Source organism: Amycolatopsis sp. NPDC058986, from assembly GCF_042741125.1.
In the GTDB taxonomy this organism is placed as follows: domain Bacteria; phylum Actinomycetota; class Actinomycetes; order Mycobacteriales; family Pseudonocardiaceae; genus Amycolatopsis.
Map to the genome: position 1 here is coordinate 91,859 of NZ_JBHYJW010000009.1, position 23,644 is coordinate 115,502.

The following is a 23,644-nucleotide window of genomic DNA, read 5'->3' on the forward strand; positions in this document are numbered from 1 at the left end:
CATGACGGCGCTCACCGAGGCCGGGCTGCTCGCGGTCTGGGAGGCCGGGCTGGGGAAGGGGCCGGTGCGGCGTGCGCTGGCGCTCGCCACGGCGGGTGGCGCGGATCCGGCCTCGGTCGCAGATCTGTCCGTCGGGCGGCGGGAGGAGTTCGTCCTCGCGCTCCGGGAAACCTGCTTCGGCACGGTGTTCCCGTGCGCGGTGGACTGCCCGGAATGCGCGGGCGAACTCGAACTCGAACTGACCGTGGACGACGTCCGCGCCGGGGAGCCCGAGTCCGCCACCACGGTTTCGGCGGACGGGTACGAGGTCGAGTTCCGGGCGGTCACCAGCCGGGACCTGCTGGCCGTGCCGTCGCGGGCGCCGGACGCGCGGCGGCGGCTCCTCGGGCGGTGCGTGATCACGGCGACCGCGTACGGGGAAACGAAAACGGGCGACGAGCTGCCGGACACCGTGCTCGACGCCCTGTCCGGCGCGCTGGCGGCCGGTGACCCGCAGGCCGACATCGCGCTGGAGCTGGACTGCGCGAGCTGCGGGCACGAGTGGCGCGCACCGTTCGACATCACGGCCTACCTGTGGGGAGAGATGGACACCTACGCCCGGCGGTTGCTCTACGACGTGCACGTCCTCGCCAGCGGGTACGGCTGGTCGGAACGCGAGGTGCTCGCGGTGAGCCCGGCCCGCCGCCGCTTCTACCTGGAACAGGTGACACCGTGACCGACTTCGCGAACCGCCTGCTCGGCCGTGCGGGCGGAGCCACCATCCGCCCGCTGCTGCCGACACTCTTCGAGCCGGTGACCGCGCGGGAACCGGAACCGCTCCCGCCGATGGGCGCGGTCAGCCCCGATCGTCCACATCGGACGGACGAGACGGAAACCGCGGCCCCCGCGCGACCTCAGGACGCGTCCCCGGCGGAGCCGTTGTCCCGCATGGCGACACCGGCGCCCGCCGCGGCACCACGCGAGCCGCGGGCGGTGCCCCCTCCGTCGCCCGTGGCCGGGCTTCCGATCACGTCGAGAGAGTCCACTGTGGATGAACACCTGGTCGTGCCGCCGGGCCGGGTGCCGGAAGCGCCCGTCGTGGCGGGGACGCGAACCGTCCCACGGGAGATGCCGATTCCCTTACGTCACAGCGGAACCCGGCCGGTTCCAGTGACCACACGGGAAATGGCCGAGCCGGTCTCGTATCCCGTCGTCGCGCCGGATCGGACCGTCGAGCCGCGACCGGACGAGCCTCCCGACGTCGCCCGAAACGCCGAACGGCCAACGGTCCCGGCGCGCCGGAGCAGAAAAGCCGCCCCGGTGGCACGGCAGGCGGAACCGGCCGCCGAACCCGTCGTGCACATCAGCATCGGCAGGGTCGAGGTCAAGGCCACCGCGGAGCCGGGGAAGAACGCGGCACCGCAACGGAAGGAAACCCCGAAACAGCCGGTGCTCGGGCTCGCCGAGTACCTGCGCGAACGGGCGGGAGGTGGTTCGCGATGAGCGACGCGCGAGCCATCGAGGCGGTCACCGAGACCCTGCAGATGATCATCCAGCGAGGGGTCAGCGAGGTCCGGTCCGGCGCACTGGTCCGGGTGCTGCCGCCACACGAGGTGGACACCGGTCAGCCGGAGCAGGTCAACCTGTATCTGTACCAGGTCGACGTGGCCGCCGGGCTGCGCAACGAGGATCCGCTGGACGTACTGCCGGGCGAGACGGCCGATCCGGCGCTCCCCCTGGTGCTGCACTACCTCCTGACGCCGTACGTACATGGCGGCGACGACCTCATCGCGCACCGCATGCTCGGCGGCGCGGTGCGCGCCGTGCACGAACATCCCGTGCTGAGCCGTGCCGACCTGCGGCATCTCCCGCACTACAGCGACGTCGACCAGCAGCTGGACCGTGTCCGGCTGACCTGGCAGCCATTGGAGGAGAAGGACATCTTCTCGCTGTGGTCGGCCTTCCAGACGCCCTACCGGCTTTCGGCCGCGTTCGAGGCGCGGGTCGTGCTGATCGATTCCCGGCGGCAGCGCCGGACCCCGGTGCCGGTGCTCGCCCGAGGCAGGAACGACACCGGCCCGGTCGCCGACGGCAGCGTCGCCTCGCCGTTCCCGGAGCTGATCACCGCCGTTCCCGCGCACGCTCAGCCGTCCGCGAAGCCCGGCGAAACCATTACCCTGCAAGGGAAGAACCTCACCGCCGACACCGTGGAAGTCGTGCTCCGGCATCCGCTGGTGCCCGAGCCGGTCGCCGTCGACGTCGGCGCCAGGACCGCCACCGAAGTCCACTTCGGACTCACGCGCCCCGGTAGTGACTACCCGGCGGGGTTATGGTCGGTCGCGCTCCGGCTCACCTCGGGCACCGGGACCGACCGGAGCACCACCGTCACCAACGACGTCCCGCTCGCGATCGCGCCCACGGTGACGGCCGGTTTCGGGGGCACGGTGAACGGCGGCCCGAAGCACACGTTCGACCTCGACGTCACGTGTACGCCCGTGCCGTTGCCGGGACAGCCGGTTTTCCTGCTGCTCGGCTCCCACACCGCTGCGCCGGTCGTGGACGCCCAGAACCCGAGGCCGCTCGACAGCCCGCGCTTCCGCTTCACCGGTGTGGAGCCGGGCCGCTATCCGGCGCGGCTGCGTGTCGGCGGGGTCGACAGCCAGCTGGTCAACCGGTCGGGGGAGCGGCCGGTGTTCGACGGTACGCAGGTGGTGACTGTGACATGACGAGTACCGACTGGGAAGCGGCCAACGCGTGGTTCCTGTCCGCGTCGCTCACCTGGCTGCGCCTGCTGCTGATCCAGCACAGCGAGCCGCAGCAGGGCGAAACCACACCGGACGTCGTCGCGCCGAAGGAACCGCCACGCAGACGCCTTTTCGGCCGCCACGACGAACCGGCTCCCGCACTCCCGGCCCCTGCCACGCCGCGGGAACGGGTCACTGCGGATCAGCTCGCCGCCGCGGCCGACGCCGTCCGGCAGGCCGAGGCGTCGAACCCGCCGCCCGCGCTCGTCGCACTGGCCGAACGGCTGGAGCTGACCCGTTTCGAGCGCGACACCCTGTTGCTGTGTGCCGCGGTCGAACTCGACCCGCCGATCGCCGCGCTGTGTGCCGCGGCGCAAGGAAACCCGGCGATGACCTACCCGACGTTCGGGCTGGCGATGAGCCTGTTGCCCGGCGCCGCGTGGGAAGTCGTGTCGCCGCACCGCGGGCTGCGTTACTGGCGGCTGATCGAGCTCACCGGCCGCACGGCGCAGGGCGTGGTTGGCAGCCCGCTGCGGGTGGACGAGCGGATCGTCAACTATCTCAAGGGATTGAACCATCTCGACGACCGGCTGGCGCCGCTGGTCTCGCGGCTCGACCCGGCGGTGGGAACCGCGCTGCCGCCGTCGCAGCAGGCGGTCGTCGACGAGATCGGCAGGCACTGGCACGCCGCGGGGCCGAGACCGGTCGTCCAGCTCGCCGGCGCGGACGAGCAGGGCAAGCGGCTCGTCGCGGCGCACGCCGCGCTGAGCCGCGGCATGATCGTCCAGCGGCTCTCCGCGACCCTGCTGCCCACCGCGCCCACCGAACTCGACGAGCTCGCGCGCCTGTGGCAGCGGGAAGCCCAGTTGCTGCCGCTCGCACTGTATCTCGACGTCGAAGACGGCGGGGCCGTCGACGATGCCGGCCAGACCCACGCGTCGGTGACGCGGTTCCTCGGCCGGATCAGCTGTCCCACGGTTTTCGCGGCCAGGGAGAGCTGGTCGGAGCTGGGCAGGCAGTCGCTCGTGCTGGACGTCGAGCCGCCGACGCCGGCCGAGCGGGTGGTGGCCTGGCGGTCCGTACTGGGGCCGTCCGCGTCGCAGGCGGAGATCGACTCGCTCGCCGCACAGTTCGCCCTTGAAGTGCCCGCGATCCTCGACGTCGCGGCCGTCTCCGGCGGAGACGCCGCCGAGGCGTGGCGGGTGTGCCGGGCGCGTACGCGGCCGAGAATGGACTCGCTCGCCCAGCGGCTGGAGCCGAAGGTCGGCTGGGAGGACATCGTGCTGCCGCCGGACGGCCTGGCCCTGCTGCGGCGGATCGCCGAGCAGGTCCCGCAGCGCGCCAAGGTGTACGACGCCTGGGGGTTCGGCGACCGGATCACCCGGGGGCTCGGGGTCAGCGTGCTGTTCGCCGGGCCGAGCGGGGTCGGCAAGACGATGGCCGCCGAGGTGCTCGCCCGGCAGCTCCGGCTGGACCTGTACCGGATCGACCTGTCCGCGGTGGTGAGCAAGTACATCGGCGAGACCGAGAAGAACCTGCGCAGGCTGTTCGACGCGGCGGAGGGCGGCGGCGCGATCCTGCTCTTCGACGAGGCCGACGCGTTGTTCGGCAAGCGGACCGAGGTCAAGGACTCCCACGACCGCTACGCCAACATCGAGATCAACTTCCTGTTGCAGCGCATGGAGGCCTACTGCGGTCTCGCGATACTGGCCACGAACATGCGCGGCGCGCTGGACGGCGCGTTCCTGCGGCGGCTGCGGTTCATCGTCGACTTCTCCTTCCCGGGAACGGCGGAGCGCAAGGAGATCTGGCTGCGGGCCTTCCCGGAGAAGGCACCGCGCGAGGATCTCGACTTCGACCGGCTCGCGCAGCTGCAGACCTCGGGCGGGATGACCCGCAACATCGCGCTCAACGCCGCTTTCCTCGCCGCGGCAAGGGGTTCCGGCATCACCATGCCGATCGTGCTGGACGCGGCACGCGCCGAGTTCGAGAAGCTCGAACTGCCGACGCGCGCCCGGGATTTCGCATGGGAGGCGACATCGTGAAGATCCACCTGCGCATCGACCGCGTCGTGCTCGACGGCGTCGGATCGCCGTCCGACGCGCGCGCGATCCGTGAGGCGTTGCAAGCGGAACTGGCCCGGCTGGTCGCGACGGCGCCGTCCTCGACGTGGTCCGGGTCGCGGGGACAGCGACGGGTCAGCGCTCCCGAGGTACGGTCCGGCTCGCCGTCCGCGCTGGGCAAGGACATCGCCGGATCGGTGTACCGGGCGGTCGGCCACGGCTCCGGCGGAGGTGGACGGTGAGAGCACACGCCGAGACGAAGGCGGGGACCGGACAACCGGCTCGGTTCTCCGCCCGGAGATTCCCCGTCGAAGAACTCGACGACGCGCACGGGGAGCCGTTGCGCGCCGACGTGCGGGCCGTGATGGAACGACGCTTCGGCACGGATTTCAGCGGCGTCCGAGTGCACGCCGACGAGACGGTGCGCAGCCGTGAACTATCCGCGCGCGCCTTCACCGTCGGGCAGGACATCGTTTTCGCTCCGGGCAGGTTCGCGCCGCACACTCCGGCGGGTGAGCGGCTACTCGCCCACGAACTCGCGCACGTCGTGCAGCAGCGCCACGTGTCGTCCGGTGGTGCGCTCCACGGTGGCACAGCACACGAACCGGCCGAACAGCAGGCGCAGGCGGCGGCCCGTGCGGTCGGCTCCGGTGGCCCCATGCCGGTGCTGTCCGCGATGCCGGCGGGTGTCCACTGCGCACCGGAGAACGGTGACCCGGCAGGCACGGCAACTGTCCATTCCGAACTGTCCTGGTTGGACAGTGCGGCGCTGAACACGGTCGCCTCGAGCCTGATCGGGGAGAACGCCTGGCCGTTCGGCCGCGAATTCTTCCGGGGCTTCGCCGGGACACTGCTCGACCAGCCACCGGAGCGGCTCGCCGCGATCCGGGCCCGCTTCGACGAACTGGCCAGCCCGATCAGCCATTTCGAGGACAAGTGGCAGTACGCCCGCGGCTACGGGATCGGGATCGCCGAAGGTCTCTGGAACTCCCTGAAGGGCACGGTCGAGGGAATCGTCTTCCTGGTCGCGCTGCCCTACAGGATCGACCGCTACCTCGCGGAGAACCTGCCGAAGCTGGCGATGACCTACGGGCCGAGGCTCCTCAGGCTTGCTGGGGAGGGTGACGTGCTCGGGCAGCGGCTGCGGAGCGTCGGTGCGGCGCTCGCGGCTGACCCGGCGGCCTCGCTGCGGGCGCTGAGCGAGCTGTTCGACGGGCTCCTCCAAGCGGGCCTCGCCCAGGCTCGCTCGCTGGGCAGCCGCGCGGCCGGGGAATCGCTGGGCTTCCTCGAACAGCCGTGGCCGCAGCTCGGCCGTAACGTCGGCAATGTCGCCGGGACGGTTCTGTTCGAGGCGTTGATGTTCGCGGCGACCGATGCCATCGGCAACGCGGTCAAGGGCATTGGCGTACTGGCGGGCAAACTCGGCGCACGCGTGGCCGGCGCCGTCGAACGGGCGAGTGTGCTCCGCGCGCTCGCGCCCCGGCTGGCCGAAGTCGCGGAAGCCGTCGCGGGCGCGGCCGGACGGCTGCGTGCCGGGCCGCTCGCCGATGTGCTCCGGGATCTGGTCTCGTGGCTGCGCCGGATGAGCACGCCGCTGGAAGAGGCGGCACTCACTGCCGAGGCGGAGGCCGCGGCAGCGCCGGTCGTGGGCGCGGTGCCTGCGGAACTGAGTGCTGTGGAAGCGGCCAACGACAACGCGATCGCCGAGCTCGCCGCGACCGGAACCGAAGGCCCGGTCGGGGGACTGCGCGGTCCTCGCACCACCGCCTCGGCCACCGGAGGCGGTCCCGGTGCCCCACCGAAGGTGACGAGGCTGCCGCCGGGGCCCGAACCACGAGGACAGGTCACCGCACGTCCCAAGGGAGGGTTTTCCGTGGCGGAACGGGACGTCGTCGGACAGCATGGTATGCACGTCGCAGGTCAGTACGTGGACTTCCACGAGCATCATCTGCTGCCGAAGGCGAAGAACTTTCGGGCCTGGTTCGCCAAACCGCCCCGGAACCTCGACGTCGACGACTTCGTGGTCCGGCTGGACGTAGCTACACACGAAGCCACCCATATGGCTGGGTGGAGCGACAGATGGTTCGCATTCATGACCGCGAAGCCGAACGCGACGGTCGCCGAAGTCCTTGCCTTCAAGAACGGTTTGAAGCTCGATTACAAGATCGCCGATCTCCCCGAATTCCGCTACACCAAGGCGCCGGCGGCGAAGCCGTGAACGGAGAACGACCATGACGACGTTTCCCGAAGCGGGCAGGCCGGTGCGGGGCGGGTTCGTGCTGCTGAACCCGGAAGACGGCACGCCGATGAACACGATCCCGTTCCAGTTCAACCCGGACACGCTGACCAGGACGCTGCAGCCGCAGGGGATCGGGAGCGAGCCGGGGGACCGGCTGGAAGCGTTGCGGCTCAAGGGACCGCCGCACGAGACGTACAAGTTCGACGCCGAGTTCGACGCCACCGAGCACCCGGAGTCCTATCCCGACGGGCTGCTGCCGGTGCTGTCCGCGCTGGAGCTGACGATCTACCCGACCAGCGTTCAACTGTCCAATGAGGACGATCTGGCCGGTAAGGGACAACTGGAGATCGCGCCCGTCGAGGCGCCGCTGCTGGTGCTGGTGCTCGGCCCCCACCGTCTCGTGCCGGTGCGGATCACCGACTTCAGCGTCACCGAGGAGGCGTTCGACACCGCGCTCAGCCCGATCAGGGCGAAGGTGAGCGTCGGCGTGCGGGTGCTGACCGTGGACGACCTCGGGTATGTCCACAAAGGAGGACGGCTCTACCTCGGTTACCAGGGCCAGAAGGAAACTCTCGCGAAGAAGGCCCAGCGGCCCATCGCCGACGTCGGCCTCACCACGATCTAGGAGACCGTCATGCTCGCCACCACCAGCCGGTACCAGGGGATCCCGACCGCCGTCCACGAAACCGCGGACGGCCGCAAGATCGTGTACCTGCGCCGTCGTATCCTCCCGCACCCCGAGGACCTCGCCCAGATCGGCGAGCACACGGTGAAACCGGGGGAGCGGCTGGACAACGTCGCCGCCAAGGAACTCGGCGACGCCGAACGGTTCTGGCAGGTCGCCGACGCCAACCGCGCGATGGACCCGGCCGCGCTGACCGTCGACCCCGGACGGAAGCTGCGGATCACCCTGGCGCCCGGCACCCCGGGCGGCAGCTTCCCGCTGGCGGTGCCCGGCAATGGCTGAGAACATGCGGCTGCTCCTGCTGATCGGCGGGATCCTGCCGGAGCGGGCGCCGCACGAGGTGATCGAGGCGCTGCAGTCGGTCTCGGTGCACACCGGTACCGGGGAACAGGGCGGGTTCCAGCTGAGCTTCGCAGTGAGCAAACGATCGGCGCTCACCACGACGCTGCTGCCGATGGGCTATTTCGACCCCGGCCGCCGCGTGGTGATCGCCACGATCATCCGGGGTGAGCAGACCGTGGTGATGGACGGGATCATCACCCGCCAGGAGGTCGGGCCCAGTGACACCCCCGGCGCTTCGACGCTGACGGTCACCGGGCTGGACATGACCGCGGTATTCGACATGGTCCATGTCGAGTTCATCTGGCCGGAACTGCCGTACTTCGCCCAGGTCGAGCTGATCTGCCTCAAACACGCCATGTACGGGATCGCGCCGATCGCCGTCCCGTCGGTGTTCAACCCGGTCGAACCGGCCGTGCGCCGGAACGGCGTCCAGAGCGACACCGACCTCGAGTACATCAAGTATCTGGCGACGCGGGCCGGGCACGTGTTCTTCATCGAACCCGGGCCGGAGATCGGGACGAACATCGCCTACTGGGGCCCGGAGGCCCGGTTCGGGCTCATGCAGCCCGCGCTGTCGGTGAACATGGGGGCGGCGTCCAACACCGAATCGATGTCGTTCGCCTTCGACGGGCTGTCCGCCACCCAGTACTCGATCATCGAGGTGGAACCGCACACCGGCATCGGGTTCCCGATCCCGATCCCGGACGTCAGCCTGTTGCGCCCGCCGCTGGCCGCGCGGCCGGCACTCAAGCTGAAGCACCAGAAGATCGATTTCGGCGCCAACAAGAGCCTGCCCGAAGGCCTGCTGTACGGACTCGCGCACTCCGCGAAGTCGCTGGACGCGATCAGCGGCCAGGGCAAGCTCGACGTCCTGCGGTACGGGCATGTGCTCAAGGCGCGGCGGCTCGTCGGCGTGCGCGGCGTCGGAGCCGCTTACGACGGACTGTATTTCGTCACCAAGGTGACGCACGAGATCAAACGCGGCGAGTACAAGCAGAGCTTCTCGCTGAGCAGGGACGGGCTGCTGCCCTTACTGGAAGAGGTGAGCGTATGAGCGACGCTTGCGAGCGAATCGAGGATGTCATGCGCCAAAAGGGATTGAACACTGTGTCGCGGAGCGAGGCGATCGCATGAGTGAGGTCGGCAAGTTCGTCGGGAAGTTCCGCGGCTCCGTGGTGTCCAATGTGGATCCACTGCAGGAGGGCAGGCTGCTGGTCAAGGTGGACGACGTGCTGGGTGCGATCCCGGCGTTCTGGGCGAGGGCGGCGACTCCGCTGGCGGGCACGGCCAGTGGCATGTTCGTCACGCCGCAGCCGAACGCCAAGGTGTGGGTCGAGTTCGAGCAGGGTGATCCCGAACGGCCGATCTGGACCGGGTTCCTGCGCGGCGGGCCCGAGGACATGCCGGCGGAGGCACTGGCGATGACGCCCGGCGTGCCCGCGGTGGTCCTGGCGACCTCGCCGCAGAACGCGATCTCGCTCAGCGACACCCCGGGGCCCGCGCCCGGCGGCATCCTGATCCGGCACGGCGCCGCGTTCATCGCGATCAACGACACCGGAATCCAGATCTCGAACGGCCAGGGCGCGACGATCACCCTCGGCCCCGGACCGCTCGTCAACGTCAACCTCGGCGCGTTGACCGTGCTGAGCTGAGGGGGGCCGTGATGCCTGGTTTCATTCTGCACCAGGGTGCGGTGCTGACCTGCCCGCACGGCGGAAAGGTGACCGTGGTGCCCGTTTCGCCGCCCCGCGTGCAGGTCACCGGGCTGCCGGTGCAGGCCGCCGCCGACCAGCTGACCGTCACCGGCTGCTCGGTGCCGATCTGCGCCACCGTGCTATGGCAGAACCTTTCGGCACGGGTCATGGTGAACGGCCAGCCGATCGCGTTGCAGGCCCCGCCGGGGCCGGGCAAGGGCGACGGCTCCTGCCTGCCACCCGCTGTGCCGCCGCTCGTGCTCACCATCCAGCCCCGCGTGATTGCGACGTGACCACCATGAACACTCCACTGTGGATAGACTTCCCGCTGCACTTCGACGCGCGCGGGCGCACCGCCGAGACGTCCTACGCCGATCATGTCCTCGACATGATCAAGCAGGTCCTGTTCACCACGCCGGGGGAGCGGGTGAACCGGCAGGACTTCGGCTGCGGGCTGCTCGACCTGGTCTTCGAGCCGAACAGCGTGGAACTCGCGGCGACCCTGCAGGCCACCACCGCCGGGGCGCTGCAGCGCTGGCTCGGTGACGTGATCACCGTGCAGCGGCTGGAGGTCACCGCCGAGGAATCGACCTTGCGGGTCGACCTGAGCTACGTGCTGGCCGAGACCGGTGAAGAACGCACCGAGGTCATCGAAGGGGGAATCCGATGACGTGCACCGAAGATCGTCGCATCACGAAAGTACGCCACGACGGGTACAACGGCATCGACACGATCAACGCCGACCAGGACCAGCTCACGGTGATCTTCTTCGGCAAGGCTCCCGAGGAGCTGAAGCCGGAGAACTTCCGGATCGAGGGCGGTCGCCGCGTCACCGGGATCCGGGTGACGAACGTGAAGATCTGCGCCGAGGACGATCCTGAGCTCGAGGACCGGGTGATCCTCACGGTCGACCGGCCGGGGGACCTGTCGGAGTATCGGCTCCGCGTCGTCGAATCCGACGGCTGCGGACAGCCGGGAACCGAGCCCTACCCCGGATTCGACCCTCGGTACGCCTGCCTCGGCTTCACCTTCGCCCGGTGCGACGACATCGACTGTGGACGGTCCTGCGACTGTCCACAGAAGACGTACGACGAGCCGGAGATCGACTACCTCGCGAAGGACTACGCGAGCTTCCGGCAGCTGCTGCTCGACCGCCTGACGCTGACCACGCCCCGCTGGACCGAGCGGCACGCCGCCGACATCGGCGTCACGCTCGTCGAACTGCTCGCCTACGAGGGTGATCGGCTCAGTTATCTCCAGGACGCCGTCGCCACCGAGGCCTATCTCGACACCGCTCGCGAGCGCGTCTCGATCCGCAGGCACACCAGGCTGGTCGACTACCCGATGCACGACGGCTGTGCCGCGCGGACGTGGGTCTGTGTCGACACCACTGAAGACGTCAAGGTGAAGACCGGGGATTTCCGGTTCGTCACGCTGCCCGACGGCGTGCTTCCCGGCCGTCCCGCACTGTCCGAAAAGGACATGGAGCAGCGGGGAATCCCGCCGCACGAGGTGTTCGAGCCGGTCGGCTCCGGCGAGGTCGTCTTCCGTCCCCTGCACTACGAGATCGACCTGTGGACGTGGGGCGACATCGGCTGCTGCCTGCCCGAAGGTGCCACGTCCGCGACGCTGGTGGACAGCGCACCCGGCAGCGAAGACCGCATCCTGTGTCTCGCACCGGGTGACGTGCTCGTGTTCGAGGAGATCGCCGGGGCGAAAACCGGCAACCCCGCCGACGCCGACCACACGCACTGCCAGGCCGTGCGCCTGACGTCGGTGTGCCGAACCCGCGACGAGCTGTACTGCAAGCCGCTGCTGGAGGTCGAGTGGGCGATCGAGGACGCATTGACGTTTCCCTTGTGCATCAACGCCAAGGGCGGCCCGAAGTGCGCCGACATCAAGGTCGGCGTGGCGCGCGGCAACGCCGTCCTCGTCGAGCACGGGAAGCGGTTCGCCGAGACTCTCGACCCGGTCGAAGGACCGCCGGCCGGTGAACCCGGCTGCCCCGATCCGGTGTGCTTCGGCTGTCCCGGCGATCCCGGCCCGGTGGCCCGGCCGGCCTATCCGCCGCTGACCCCGAAGTTCGCCCCGGCACTGGGCGAGAAGCCGGTGACGCAGAGCGTTCCGTTCCCGGCCCCGGCGGACGTCGGCCACGCGCAGGCCCGGCGGCTGGCCGGGGTGCCGGACCGGGCACGGGACCGGCTGCGCGAGATCCTGCGCGACCTGCCCCACCACGGCGGTCCGTCCACAAAGGACGTCGAGTACCTGACGACGCTGTTCGGCGCCGCGGTCCTGCACAAGCTGGACCTGACCGAACACCCTCGCCGGGCGCTGCGCACGCTGCTCGCCCGATTCGGCGAACTGCTGGCGCGTAAGCTCGAACGGCTGGACGAGCTGATCCGCCGGGCCCATTCCGGGCACGTCCTCGGGGCGGAGGACATCGGCTGGGAGATCGGCCAGTCCTGGGGCCAGGACGAGGGCGAAAAGCTCGACCCCGCACGCCAGGCCTTCCACGGTCCCGCGATTCACGCCACCCGCACCGATCCGCGTGCCGCACTCCCGGCGATCCGGTTGACCGGCAAGACCGGCGACGTCTGGTCGCCCCGCCGGGACCTGCTCGACAGCGGGCCCGCGGACCGGCACTTCGTCGGTGAGACCGACGACGACACCGTCATGACGCTGCGCTTCGGGGACGGCCGCAACGGCGCGATTCCGGCGCCCGGAACCGTATTCGACGCGCACTACCGCGTCGGCAACGGCGTCGCGGGCAACGTCGGGCGTGGTGTGCTCAGCCGCATCGTGTTCGGCGAGCTCCACCAGGGCGGAATCCGATTGGTCCGCAATCCGCTGCCCGCGACCGGCGGCACCGAACCCGAACCGGTCGCCGAGGTGCGGCAGCGCGCGCCGCTGGAGGTCCGGCACCGGCTGCTGCGGGCGATCACCGCCGACGACTACGCGCGGCTGGCCGAGACGGTGCCGGGCATCCAGCGTGCCGCCGGGGATCTGCGCTGGACCGGTAGCTGGTACGAGGCACAGGTCGCGATCGACCCGCTGGGCGCCGAGGTGGCCCCGGACCGGCTGCTCGATCAGGTGCGCGGCGCGCTGCGCCCGTACCGGCGGATCGGCCACGACCTGTCCGTCGCCACGGCCACGCTGGTTCCGATCCACCTCGGGCTGTGCGTGGAGGTCCGGCCGGACTTCATCGCCGGGCACGTCCGCGCCGCCGTGCTGCGCGCGCTCGTCCCGGCACCGGGCGTGCCCGCGCGTCCGGCACCACTGTTCCACCCGGACAACCTCACCTTCGGCACCCCGGTGCGGGTGAGCCGGGTGGTCGCGGCGGCCGCCGCGGTGCCGGGCGTGCGCAGTGTGCGGGTCACCCGGCTGCACCGGCTCTTCGGGATGCCCGGTGACGCGCTCGAACGCGGGTTGCTCGCCATCCGGCCGCTGGAAGTGGCCCAACTCGACAACGACCGCTCCCGGCCGGAAAACGGCCGTATCGACCTGGAAGTGAGGGGTGGGCGATGAGCTGCGACTGCCAGAACGACTGCGGCGGCTGCTGCGCCGGTGTCGAAGCCGTGACCCCGGTACCGTCGTACAACCGGCCGGGACTGCCCGCGCTGTCCTACCGGGCAGGCACGCACGGCCGGTTCCGCGAGTCCATGCTGGCCCGGCTGTCGAGCAGGCGGGCGCTGGACGGCCTCGGCACGCGGGATCCCGACGATCCGGCCATCGCGCTGCTGGACTGCTGGGCGCTCGTCGGCGACGTGCTCACCTTCTACACCGAGCGCGTCGCGAACGAGGGCTACCTGCGGACCGCGACCGAACAGGAATCGCTGGACCGGCTGGGCAGGCTCGTCGGCTACACACCGCGTCCCGCGCTGGGATCGACCACCTACCTCGCCTACACCCTCGACGAGGGCAAGCAGGCGGTGCTCCCGGCGGGCTCCGCCGCGAAGAGCGTGGCCGAACAGGGCGGGCTGCCGCAGACCTTCGAGACCACCGAGGAACTCGTCGCGCGCGGGGAATGGAACGCGCTCGCCGTGCGCCGCACCGATCCGCCGGACATCGTGTTCGTCTCGTCGCCGACGTCCTCGGACGTGCCGGGCGATGTCACCAAGATCCCCGCTCTGACCGTGGCCGGGACCAAGGCACCGCTCAAGGGCGGGGACCGGCTGCTGTTCCTGTTCGGCCAGGACAAGGCCACCGGGGCCGAGGGCATCGACACCGCGGTGCGGGTGGTGAAGGAGTCCAAACCGGACTTCACCGCGGACAAGACCGCGATCACGCTCGTCACCGCGGACGCGTCCAGCCCGTTCGTCACCGCGGTCACCGCGCTCAAAGCGGTGATCCGCAAGGCCGAGGGCCGCGACATCGTCAAGAACGACCCCGACGCGAAGGATGTCGACAAGTCGTTGCTGGCACCGTTGCTCAAGTTCCTCGAACCGCCGGACCCGGCCACCCCGGCGAGGACCCCGGCGGACGTGCTCGATGGCACGTTCGATTCCTCCGACGTGCCGTCCTATTTGGACGCACTGCGGGAGCGGCGTGCGTTCGCCGAACTGCGGGAGGGCTGTGGTGTCCGGAAGTGGTTCCGGGACGACATCGAAGCCGTCCTGACCGCAGGGGACGCGCTGGTGGCGCTGGCCATCCAGCTCACCCGCCGCACCCCGGACGAACTCACCCGGCTGCGGCGGCTGGCCCGCGACGCCGTCTGCCCGCCGTGTCACTGTGGGGGAAAGGCCGAGGGGACCGCGAACGGCGGATGTTGCTGCGGAGACAACGAGAACGAGGACTGCGACCGGGCCGCCGCGCTCGTCGCGCTCACCTCGATGTTGCCCGCCCTGCGCAAAGCGCCGTCGCGCCCGCCGCGGAAGTCCCGTGATCTCGAAGTCGCGGTGGCGGACCAGTTCCGCGCCGATGCGGACGTCCACCCGAAGCTACTGATCGCCGCGTCACCCCGGCTCGGCCCGAACCTGCATCGCGCGTGGGCGAACGAAGTCCTCACCGCGCCGCTCGCGGTGTCGGACGTGCAGGTGCTGCGCGTCAAGGCCGTCACGGCCAAGGTCGAGACGGGCGTGCTCACCCTGGACGCGGTGTACGAGGGGATCCTCCCAGGCAGCCGGATCGTCCTCGAGACCGACAGCGGGCAACCGCTGGTCGCGCTGGTGACGGAAAGCAGGCAGAGCGTCTTCGAAAAGCAGGTCGCGGCACCGACGCCGACCAACCCGAAGAACACCGTGCCCGTGCAGATCCCGGTCACCGTGCTCAAGATCACCGGGGCGACCGTCGATGCCAGCAAGAGCTACGTCGTGTGGGCGAAGGGAGAGCCGCTGACGCCGCTCGGCGAGGTCATCACCGATCCGGTCGGCGGGCACGAAATCCCGCTGGAACGGATGTACGAGGGCCTCGTTCCCGGACGCTGGCTCGTCGTCTCCGGCGAACGAGCCGACGTACCGCACACCAGCGGTGTCAAGGCGAGCGAACTCGCGATGCTCGCCGGGATCCGGCAATCCGCCGACCCGGAGAAGCGTGGCAGCTCGGCGCGGTCCGTGCTCTTCCTCGCCAACGACCTCGCCTACACCTACAAACGCGACACCGTCACGCTGTCCGCCAACGTCGTCGCCGCCACGCAGGGGGAGAGCCGCACCGAACGGCTCGGCAGCGGGAACTCCGGCCAGGCCGGGCAGACTTTCCGGCTGGCGCAGGTCAGCGAGCGCGCGCCGCTGACCTTCTCGCCGTCGGACAATCCGCTCGGGGCGGAGGATTCGCTGACCGTGCGGGTCGGCGGAGTCGCCTGGCACGACGTCGACAGCCTGATCTTCTCGGGACCGACCGCGCACGACCACACCCTGCGGATCGGCACCGACAAGACGGCGTCGGTCTCCTTCGGCGACGGCGTGCACGGCGCCCGGCTGCCGTCCGGCACCGAGAACGTCACCGCCGAATACCGCACCGGCGCGGGCAGCGCGGGCAACGTCGCGGCGGGCAAGATCACCCAGCCCGCCACGCAGCCCGCCGGTGTCACCGCGGTGACGAACCCGGTGCCCGCCACGGGCGGCGCGGACGGTGACGGCCCGGCCGACGCCCGGATCACCACCCCGTTGCGGATGCTCGCGCTCGACCGGCTCGTTTCGGTGCGGGACTACTCCGACTTCACCCGGGCGCGGGCGGGGATCGGCAAGGCCGACGCGCGCAAGCTGAACGACGGGCGGCGGGAACTCGTGCACGTGACCATCGCCGGGATCGGCGACGTGCCGATCGACCCGTCCTCGGGGCTGTTCGGCTCGCTGGAGGCGGCGCTCGCGCGGTTCGGCGACCTCGGGGTACCGGTCGAGGTCGCGGTGCGGGACCAGGTGCTGATCGTGCTGCGCGCCGGGATCAAGGTGCTCCCGGACTATTCCTGGGATCTCGTGCAGCCTGCCGTGCTCGCGGCGGTGCGGGCCGAACTCGGTTTCGCCGCACGGGAACTGGGCCAGTCCGCCTACCTGTCCGACGTCGTCTCGGTGATCCAGGCGGTGTCCGGAGTGGACTATGTGGACGTCGATCTGTTCCACGGCATCCAGGGCGACGTCAGCCCGCTGGAGCTCGCGACGATCGTGCGGAAGCTGAACGTCGTCGACACCGCGATCGCGGCCCTGCCCGCCCGGTACGACGAGGTCGTGCTGGACTCCAAAAAGGACGGTCGGTTCGGCAGCCTCACCCACGTCGCACAGCAGCACGGCCTGACCGTCGACGAGCTGGTCGCGCTCAACCCCGGGCTGACCGGCCCCGATCTGTCCCGTGTGCGCAACCTGACCGTGTTCCGCGGGATCCGCCCCGCGCAGCTCGCCGTGCTCCCGGCCGGGGTGCCGGAAGCCCTTACCCTGCGGAGGATCCCGTGACCCGCGAACCCGACCGGCTCTACGAGCTGCTGCCCCGCTACGACCGGATCCGGGACCTCGAACAGGGCGGCCCGCTTCAGGCGCTGCTCGGGGTCGTCACCGAACAGGCCGACATCATCGACGCCGACCTTCGGCAGCTCTACGCCGACTGGTTCATCGAGACCTGCCAGGACTGGGTCACGCCCTACCTCGGTGACCTCGTCGGCTACCGGATGCTGCCCGGCGCGGACGAGGCGCTCACCTCGGACAGCGAGGCGGGCCGCCGGCTGCTGGCCGCGATCGCGTCGCGCCGGGACGTCGCGCACACCGTCCGCAACCGGCGTCGCAAGGGCACTTTGGCGTTGCTCGAAGCCCTCGCCGCCGACGTCGCGGGCTGGCCCGCCCGGGCCGTCGAATTCCGCAGGCTGCTCGGTGTCACCCAGTCGGTCCGGCTGCACGGCCGGGATCCGAGGGCGGACCGGCGGCGGTTGCACCGGGGCAGGCTCACCGATCTCCACGACGTCGACGCCTTGGACCGCATCGACGGGCCGTTCGACTCGCTCGCGCACACCGCCGACGTCCGGCGGATCACCAGTGAGCGTTCGCCGGGGCGGTTCGACATTCCCGAAGCAGGGCTGTACCTCTGGCGGATCCGGCCGTACTCGGTCACGAAAAGCCCGGCCTACTGCGAGGATCGCGCTCGCACGCATTTCACGTTCAGCATCCTCGGAAACGACACACCGCTGATCGCGAAACCGCCCGAAGGCGGGCCGGACGTCTCACCGGCCGAGGTCGCGGGGGAGACCGACGTGCCCGTGTTCATTCGCCGCCGTGCGTTCGCCGAGCGCACCGCGAACTACTACGGCCCGGGCAAGAGCCTGTGCGTGTACCGGGACGGCGGTAAGGCGGTGCCACTGGACGAGATCGTCCCGGCGGACCTGTCCGGCTGGCGATATCGGCCGAAGCGCGGACAGGTCGCCGTCGATCCGGTGCTCGGCCGGATCGCGTTCCCCGCGCGGACCGCGCCGGACACCGGAGTCTGGGTTTCCTATCACTACGGCCTTTCCGACGACCTGGGCGGTGGCGAATACCCGCGTCCGATCGGTCCCGATCCCCGGAAGCCGTACCAGGTCGGGCCGGGCGACCGGATCATGGACGCGGTCAAGCGCTGGCGGGAGGAAAAGGCCACCGATCCCGCCAAACAGGAGGCGGTGATCGAGCTGACCGGCTCTGTCGCGTATTCGGAACAGATCGAGATCCAGCTCGACCGCGGTGACCGGCTGACCCTGCGCGCCGCGCAGGGCGCCCGGCCGGTGCTGCGGTTGCTCGACTGGTACAGCAATCGCCCCGACGCCCTGCGTGTCCTCGGGCCGGAGGACGAGGAAGAGGACGGGGGCGGGGATTGCGCGCGGCCACTGCCGAAGATCGTGTTCGACGGACTGCTGATCACCGGGCGCAGCGTGCGGGTCCAGGGCGAGGTCGGACAGGTGGTGATCCGGCATTCCACGCTGGTGCCCGGCTGGTCGCTGGACGAACGGTGCTGCCCGGAACACGAAGAGGAAGCGGGTATCGAGCTGTCGGACACTCCCGCGTGTCTTCAGGTCGAGCACAGCATCATCGGCTCGATCCTGGTCAATGTGGACGAGGTGCACGGCGAACCCAACCAGATTTGGCTCTCCGACAGCGTTCTCGACGCCACCCGGACCGATATCGCCGCGTTGTCCGCTCCGGAGGACCGGCACGCGCACGCCGTCTTCAACGCCCGGCGCAGCACGGTTTTCGGAAGGGTGTGCACACACGCCGTCGGATTGCTGGAGAACTCCATTGTGGACGGTGAGGTGCACGTCGCGCGGCGGCAGTCCGGCTGCGTCCGGTTCTGCTGGCTGCCCGGGGATTCGTGCACGCCACCGCAATTCCACTGTGTACACGGCGAACCACCGCCGTTCACCAGTACCCGGTACGGCACCCCCGGCTATGCCCAGCTCGCCCCCGGCTGCCGGGACGAGATCCGGCGCGGTGCCGAGGACGGCTCCGAACCCGGGGTGTTCCACGACCTTTTCCAGCCCCAGCGCGAAGACAACCTGAAGCTGCGCATCGCCGAATACACGCCAGCCGGCTTCGATGCCGGAATCCTGATCGTCACCTAGGAGAACGCCATGCAAGCCGACCTTTCCCGTGTCACCTTCGACGCGGCCAAGCACTTCTCCGCCGTGCTGTCCCAGCAGGGCCGGGTCCAGCTCGACGCCGACTTCAACGAGCAGGCGGCGATCCTGCTGCACCAGTTGCGCACCACGGTCGCCGACCTGATCGGCGCCGCAGGGGCACCCGCGGGCGCGGCCGGGTTCGTCATCACGCCGGTGCCCGACCCCGACGCCGACAAGGCGGTCACCGACCTGGAGATCGGGCCCGGCCGCATGTACGTCGACGGGATCCTCGCCGAGAACGATAATGCGGTCCGGTACTGGAAGCAGCCGGACGGGTACCTCGAACCCGACGCCGACGGTGACCGGCTGCCGCAGAAGGTGCCCTACGTCGTGTACCTGCGGGTGTGGGAGAGATTGGTGACCGCGTTGCAGGACCCGGCGATCCGCGAGGTCGCGCTGGGGGATCCCGGCCCGGACACCGCCGCCCGCGCCAGGGTCGTCTGGCAGGTGGCCCGCCAGGATTTCCCGAACGTGACCTTCGAGACCGCGCCCGGGGAGTTGAAGAAGTGGCTGGACGGGCTGAACCCCCACCGCGGGCTCTTGACCGCGCGGGCGCTTCGCCCGCGTGACGTCGAGGAAAAACCGTGCGACCTGTCGCCGGAGGCCCGGTTCCGTGGCCCGGAGAACCAGCTTTATCGCGTCGAGGTCCACACCGGCGGGCCCGCCTGGCGGGAGTCGAACACCAAGGGCACCTTCCTTTCCGGGGCGACGTTCAAGTGGTCACGGGAAAACGCGTCCGTGGTCTTCCCTGTCCTCTCGGTGTCCGATCAGGACATCAAGCTCGCCACCCTCGGCCGTGACGGCAAGCTGGCACTCGAAGTGGGCGACTGGGTCGAACTCGTCGACGACGCCACCGCCGCCCGTGTCGCCGACGACGTCCCCCTGACCGGCCTCGTGCGTTCCGCGCCCCCGCTGCGCCGCGTGATCGCCATCGATGCCGCGGATCGTCTGATCACTGTGGACAGTCCTTTCGGGACGGACGACTGTGGCCCCGGAACCCGCGCCGACCGGCACCCGATGTTGCGGCGCTGGGACCACACGTCGCCGGCGAACTACGGAACCCGCAAGACCGAGGTCGTCTCCGACGGCGCGCTCCCGCTCATCGAAGGCGACTGGATCGACCTCGAAGACGGCGTCCAGGTCATGTTCACGGCGCCCCCGAAACCTCCGGGCGCGGCCGACACCGACGCGGTTTCGCACGGTACGTATCGCCGGGGAGACTACTGGCAGATCCCCGCCCGCACGATCACCGGCGACGTGGAATGGCCGGACAACCCCGATGGCAGCCCGGCCGCGCGGCTCCCTCACGGCGTCGATTACCACTACGTTCCGCTGGCGTTCATCGACGCCGCGGGCGCCGCCAAGGACCTGCGGCCGAAGTTCACGGCGGGCGCCACCCCGGTCTGGCCGCCGGCCACAGTTCTCGCGCCGGAGCCCGCCGCCACCCCGCCCGCCACGTCCAGCCGCTCGAAGTCCCGCCCCGCCTCCCGCGAGTAACTCCGACGCGGCCGCGTGCGCGGGCGCGCGGAGCGGATGTCGCGAACGACGCGTAAGGGACGCTCAACGTCCCCAATGGCCCGTTCGCGGCATCCTGCTGGGAGGCTGGCGAGCACATGTGCTTCAGGGCGCGAGGACGCCGTCCAACCGTTCGGGGTGATTCCTCGAGTTCTCGGCAGCGAGGCCCCGAGTGATGACGGACTACCCGACTGCCGGTACGAACTCGTCGAGGCCGCTCGTCCGCTCCGATCTGGCGAGCGCGTCGGTGATGTGGGCGTGAGATGCCTGCTCGCTCAGCGCGCGGTTAATCAGGCGTTCCGTGGTTTCCTCGTAGCGGTCCACATGGCGCGGTTCGGTGAAGTACGCGTACAGGTGGTCTTGGCAGTCGAACAGGGCGAACGAGCCGGGCGGACTTGCACTCCGATCGGGCCCGGTGGGCACGACCCGCACCACGATCCGGTCGGTTTCGATCAGCGTAAGCAGTTGGCGGAGTTGCTCTTGGAGCACTCCGGTGCCTCCGGCCCGGTATTCGAGCACCTCCTCGGAGAGCTGGTAGCTTCTGCCCGTTCGTCGTCGGCGACAGCGGCTGGCGGGTACAAGCCGTCGGCGGCAGAGCGTTTCGACGACTATGAAAAGGCTTGCCGCGGTCAGCTCGCCCCCGCAAGGCTGGAACACGCAGCCGGGAGTGGTCATGCGTTGAGGCCTCTCGCTGCGTCGACCACCGAAGGGGATAGCTCATGCGAAAAAAGCTGATCACGCGAATGACGGGAATCGCCGCGCTCTGTGCTCTGCTCATGAATCCACTGACGACGGCGACCGCGAATGCCGCTCCGGTGCGCCCCGCGACTCACCTGGGCACGTTCCTTCTCAGAGGGGACGTGATGGCTCTCGGTGACTACATCACCTCCGCGGATGGCAACTTCAGGCTCGAAATGCAGACGGACGGCAACCTGGTCGAGTACAACACCGCCGCTGGCGGGATAGCATGTTGGGCGTCCAACACCAATGGACGGGACGCCTTTTACGCCTTTTACCAGCGCGACGGCAACTTCGTGGTGTACACCGGAAGTGGCGACCCGCTCTGGGCGAGCAACACGGTCGGCGACAGCGGCTCAACCGTGAACATCAGCACGGCCTTGCTGGATTACGGCTCGCTGTATGTCGGCCAGACGAGGATCCACACCTACTGCTGACACATCCGATCGGGCCCCGGCGGGCAGCAAAAGGTCTCCACGATTGCCCTGCTTCGCTCCGCGCGTTCCACTCCCGCGTGTCGTCCAGCAGCGTTTCGCCGCTCCACTGTGGCGTCGCGAACGCTCCGTTGGCGACGGTGAACGTCTCGAACGGAGCGTTCGCGACAGACAATCCCGCCGCGCGAAGCCAGCTCGCCGAACGCCCTCAAGGGGTCCTTCACAGCGCTCAGCGCGGTCAAGGACCCCTCCGCGGCGTCACGATCCACAAAGGACAGATTCCGCGCGGTCGAGGATGAGCGCGGCGTCGATCAAGGCCAGGTGGGTGAAGGCCTGCGGGAAGTTGCCGAGGTGCTCGCCGGTGGGGCCGATCTCTTCGGCGTACAGGCCCACATGGTTGGCGAACGTCAGCATCTTCTCGAACACGAGCCGGGCTTTGTCCACATAGCCGGCGCGAGCCAGCGCACTGACGTACCCGAAGGTGCACAACGAAAACGTGCCCTCGCTCCCGGCCAGGCCGTCCGGGGAAACGCCGGAGTCGTACCGGTGGACGAGGCTGTCGGTGACCAGGTCCGCTTCGATGCTTTCCAGTGTGGCCAGCCACCGCGGGTCCTGCGGGGCGATGAAACCGACGTCCGCCATCCGCAGGAGCGACGCGTCGAGGGCGTCGGAGCCGTAGCGCTGGACGAAGGCCTGGCGGAGCGGATTCCAGCCGTGTTCCCAGATCTGGTCGTAGATGCGGTCCCGGTGTGCCCGCCACACCTCGACGGCGCCGGGCCGGCCGTGCGCCGTCGCGAGGCGGATACCGCGGTCGAAGGCGACCCAGCTCATCAGCCTGCCGTAGGTGAAATCCGCTTTCCCCTCACGGGTTTCCCAGATTCCCTCCTCCGGCCGGTCCCAGTTCTCCGTCAGCCAGCCGAGCAGCTCCGACAGCGCCTGCCAGCCCTGGTGGCCGACCTCGATTCCCCGGCGGTCGGCCTGGTAGACGGTGTCGAACAGTTCGCCGTAGACGTCGAGCTGGAGCTGCCCGGACGCCGCGTTGCCGATCCGGACCGGGCTCGAACCGCGGTAGCCCGCCCAGTGCGCGAGGGATTCCTCCGTCAGATCCGACGAGCCGTCCACGCGGTACATGACGTTGATCGGGTCATCGCCGTGGGCGCTCTGCTGGTAGCGCTCCCCGAGCCAGCGGGCGAAGTCGACGGCTTCCGCGGTGAATCCCAGGGTGAGCAACGAGGACACGGAGAGGGAGGCGTCCCTGATCCACGTGTAGCGATAGTCCCAGTTCCGCTCGCCGCCGAGCTGTTCGGGTAGTCCCATGGTGGGGGCGGCGACCATCGCGCCGGTCGGCGCGTAGGTCAGGAGTTTGAGGGTGATCGCCGAGCGATGGACCGTCTCGCGCCAGCGTCCCCGGTAGGCCGACCGCGCCAGCCAGGACCGCCAGAACCGCACCGTGTCACCGAAGGCCTGCTCGATCTCGGCGACCCGGAACGCGCGCGGCGGGCCTTCGGCGTCCGATTCGAGCACCACCCCGCGGACCTGGCCGGTCTCCAGGGTGACCGAGCCGTAGACCCCGCCTTCGAGGACGTGGATGTGGGCCAGCCGGGCGTCCCCCGGCTCCCGGACGGCGTGCAGGGTCAGACCGCACTTCCCGCTGTCGAACAGCGCGCCGTCCTCGGTGACACAGGTGGTGTGCGGACGGCGGCCGTAGTCGAACCGCGGGACGACGTCCACCGAGAAGGCGACGCGGCCGCGCACGCAGCGCAGCATCCGGATCAGGCGGCGGCCGGACGTGGCGCGCGAGCGTGACGCGGGTGGCATGAAGTCGATGACCTCGCCGCTGCCCGATTCGGTCAGGAACCGGGTGATGAGGATCGCGGTGTCGGGGAAGTAGAGCTGCCGTGTGGTGTACGGCTGCCGGACGGGCCGGATCCGGCAGTGGCCGCCATCGGGGTCCAGCAGCGCGCCGAACACGCTCGGGGAATCGAAACGCGGGCAGCAGAACCAGTCGACGGTGCCGTCGGTGCTCACCAGCGCGGCGGTCTGCAGGTCGCCGACCAGGCCGTGGTCGGCGATCAACGGGGAGTGGTCCACGAGCGAACTCCTTGCCATCCGGGGCATTCCACGGTTTTCCACCCACGGTGGGGTCT

At 69.9% G+C, this 23,644-nt stretch carries 19 protein-coding genes; 17 read left to right on the forward strand and 2 right to left on the reverse strand.

Annotated elements, in window-relative coordinates:
* The first annotated feature begins 1 nt into the window (after nt 1).
* From ACFW0G_RS11215 to ACFW0G_RS11290, 16 genes are all read left to right on the forward strand, one after another.
* Nucleotides 2–715, forward strand: coding sequence for a hypothetical protein (locus ACFW0G_RS11215; protein WP_378324848.1), 714 nt, complete (start codon nt 2–4; stop codon nt 713–715).
* Entirely contained in the window at nt 712–1,482 is a 771-nt protein-coding gene (locus ACFW0G_RS11220) for a hypothetical protein (RefSeq protein WP_378324849.1), read from the forward strand. The genes ACFW0G_RS11215 and ACFW0G_RS11220 overlap by 4 nt, the downstream gene beginning before the upstream one ends.
* Complete coding sequence (locus tag ACFW0G_RS11225) at nt 1,479–2,705, forward strand: DUF4255 domain-containing protein (protein ID WP_378324850.1); 1,227 nt, start codon at nt 1,479–1,481, stop codon at nt 2,703–2,705. Before ACFW0G_RS11220 ends, ACFW0G_RS11225 begins: the two co-directional genes overlap by 4 nt.
* Nucleotides 2,702–4,768, forward strand: a complete 2,067-nt coding sequence (locus ACFW0G_RS11230; protein WP_378324851.1) for an ATP-binding protein — start codon at nt 2,702–2,704, stop codon at nt 4,766–4,768. Before ACFW0G_RS11225 ends, ACFW0G_RS11230 begins: the two co-directional genes overlap by 4 nt.
* On the forward strand, nt 4,750–5,028 hold the full coding sequence (locus ACFW0G_RS11235; RefSeq protein WP_378324852.1) for a hypothetical protein: 279 nt from the start codon (nt 4,750–4,752) through the stop codon (nt 5,026–5,028). The genes ACFW0G_RS11230 and ACFW0G_RS11235 overlap by 19 nt, the downstream gene beginning before the upstream one ends.
* Entirely contained in the window at nt 5,025–7,004 is a 1,980-nt protein-coding gene (locus ACFW0G_RS11240) for a DUF4157 domain-containing protein (protein WP_378324853.1), read from the forward strand. The genes ACFW0G_RS11235 and ACFW0G_RS11240 overlap by 4 nt, the downstream gene beginning before the upstream one ends.
* A gap of 13 nt (nt 7,005–7,017) precedes the next feature.
* Nucleotides 7,018–7,650, forward strand: coding sequence for a hypothetical protein (locus tag ACFW0G_RS11245; RefSeq protein ID WP_378324854.1), 633 nt, complete (start codon nt 7,018–7,020; stop codon nt 7,648–7,650).
* A 9-nt stretch (nt 7,651–7,659) separates the two neighbouring features.
* Nucleotides 7,660–7,992, forward strand: coding sequence for a LysM domain-containing protein (locus tag ACFW0G_RS11250; RefSeq protein WP_378324855.1), 333 nt, complete (start codon nt 7,660–7,662; stop codon nt 7,990–7,992).
* Nucleotides 7,985–9,106, forward strand: a complete 1,122-nt coding sequence (locus ACFW0G_RS11255) for a hypothetical protein (RefSeq protein WP_378324857.1) — start codon at nt 7,985–7,987, stop codon at nt 9,104–9,106. The genes ACFW0G_RS11250 and ACFW0G_RS11255 overlap by 8 nt, the downstream gene beginning before the upstream one ends.
* A 76-nt stretch (nt 9,107–9,182) precedes the next feature.
* Entirely contained in the window at nt 9,183–9,704 is a 522-nt protein-coding gene (locus ACFW0G_RS11260) for a phage baseplate assembly protein V (RefSeq protein WP_378324858.1), read from the forward strand.
* Between the two features lie 11 nt (nt 9,705–9,715).
* On the forward strand, nt 9,716–10,039 hold the full coding sequence (locus ACFW0G_RS11265; protein ID WP_378324860.1) for a hypothetical protein: 324 nt from the start codon (nt 9,716–9,718) through the stop codon (nt 10,037–10,039).
* Nucleotides 10,040–10,044: 5 nt separating this feature from the next.
* On the forward strand, nt 10,045–10,416 hold the full coding sequence (locus tag ACFW0G_RS11270) for a GPW/gp25 family protein (protein ID WP_378324862.1): 372 nt from the start codon (nt 10,045–10,047) through the stop codon (nt 10,414–10,416).
* Entirely contained in the window at nt 10,413–13,271 is a 2,859-nt protein-coding gene (locus ACFW0G_RS11275; RefSeq protein ID WP_378324863.1) for a putative baseplate assembly protein, read from the forward strand. The genes ACFW0G_RS11270 and ACFW0G_RS11275 overlap by 4 nt, the downstream gene beginning before the upstream one ends.
* Nucleotides 13,268–16,627, forward strand: coding sequence for a putative baseplate assembly protein (locus ACFW0G_RS11280; protein ID WP_378324864.1), 3,360 nt, complete (start codon nt 13,268–13,270; stop codon nt 16,625–16,627). Before ACFW0G_RS11275 ends, ACFW0G_RS11280 begins: the two co-directional genes overlap by 4 nt.
* Complete coding sequence (locus ACFW0G_RS11285; RefSeq protein ID WP_378324865.1) at nt 16,624–18,753, forward strand: hypothetical protein; 2,130 nt, start codon at nt 16,624–16,626, stop codon at nt 18,751–18,753. Before ACFW0G_RS11280 ends, ACFW0G_RS11285 begins: the two co-directional genes overlap by 4 nt.
* A 9-nt stretch (nt 18,754–18,762) precedes the next feature.
* Nucleotides 18,763–20,307: a DUF6519 domain-containing protein gene (locus ACFW0G_RS11290; protein ID WP_378324866.1), complete on the forward strand. Its 1,545-nt coding sequence runs from the start codon at nt 18,763–18,765 to the stop codon at nt 20,305–20,307.
* Nucleotides 20,308–20,508: 201 nt separating this feature from the next.
* Here the strand turns inward: ACFW0G_RS11290 and ACFW0G_RS11295 are convergent, their stop codons facing one another.
* On the reverse strand, nt 20,509–21,000 hold the full coding sequence (locus tag ACFW0G_RS11295) for a Scr1 family TA system antitoxin-like transcriptional regulator (RefSeq protein ID WP_378324867.1): 492 nt from the start codon (nt 20,998–21,000) through the stop codon (nt 20,509–20,511).
* 44 nt (nt 21,001–21,044) lie between these two features.
* On the opposite strand from ACFW0G_RS11295, the gene ACFW0G_RS11300 reads away from it, so the two are divergent.
* Nucleotides 21,045–21,500, forward strand: a complete 456-nt coding sequence (locus ACFW0G_RS11300) for a hypothetical protein (RefSeq protein WP_378324868.1) — start codon at nt 21,045–21,047, stop codon at nt 21,498–21,500.
* A gap of 255 nt (nt 21,501–21,755) precedes the next feature.
* Here ACFW0G_RS11300 and ACFW0G_RS11305 read toward each other — a convergent pair whose 3' ends face one another.
* Nucleotides 21,756–23,588, reverse strand: coding sequence for a glycoside hydrolase family 15 protein (locus ACFW0G_RS11305; protein WP_378324869.1), 1,833 nt, complete (start codon nt 23,586–23,588; stop codon nt 21,756–21,758).
* Nucleotides 23,589–23,644: the final 56 nt, after the last annotated feature.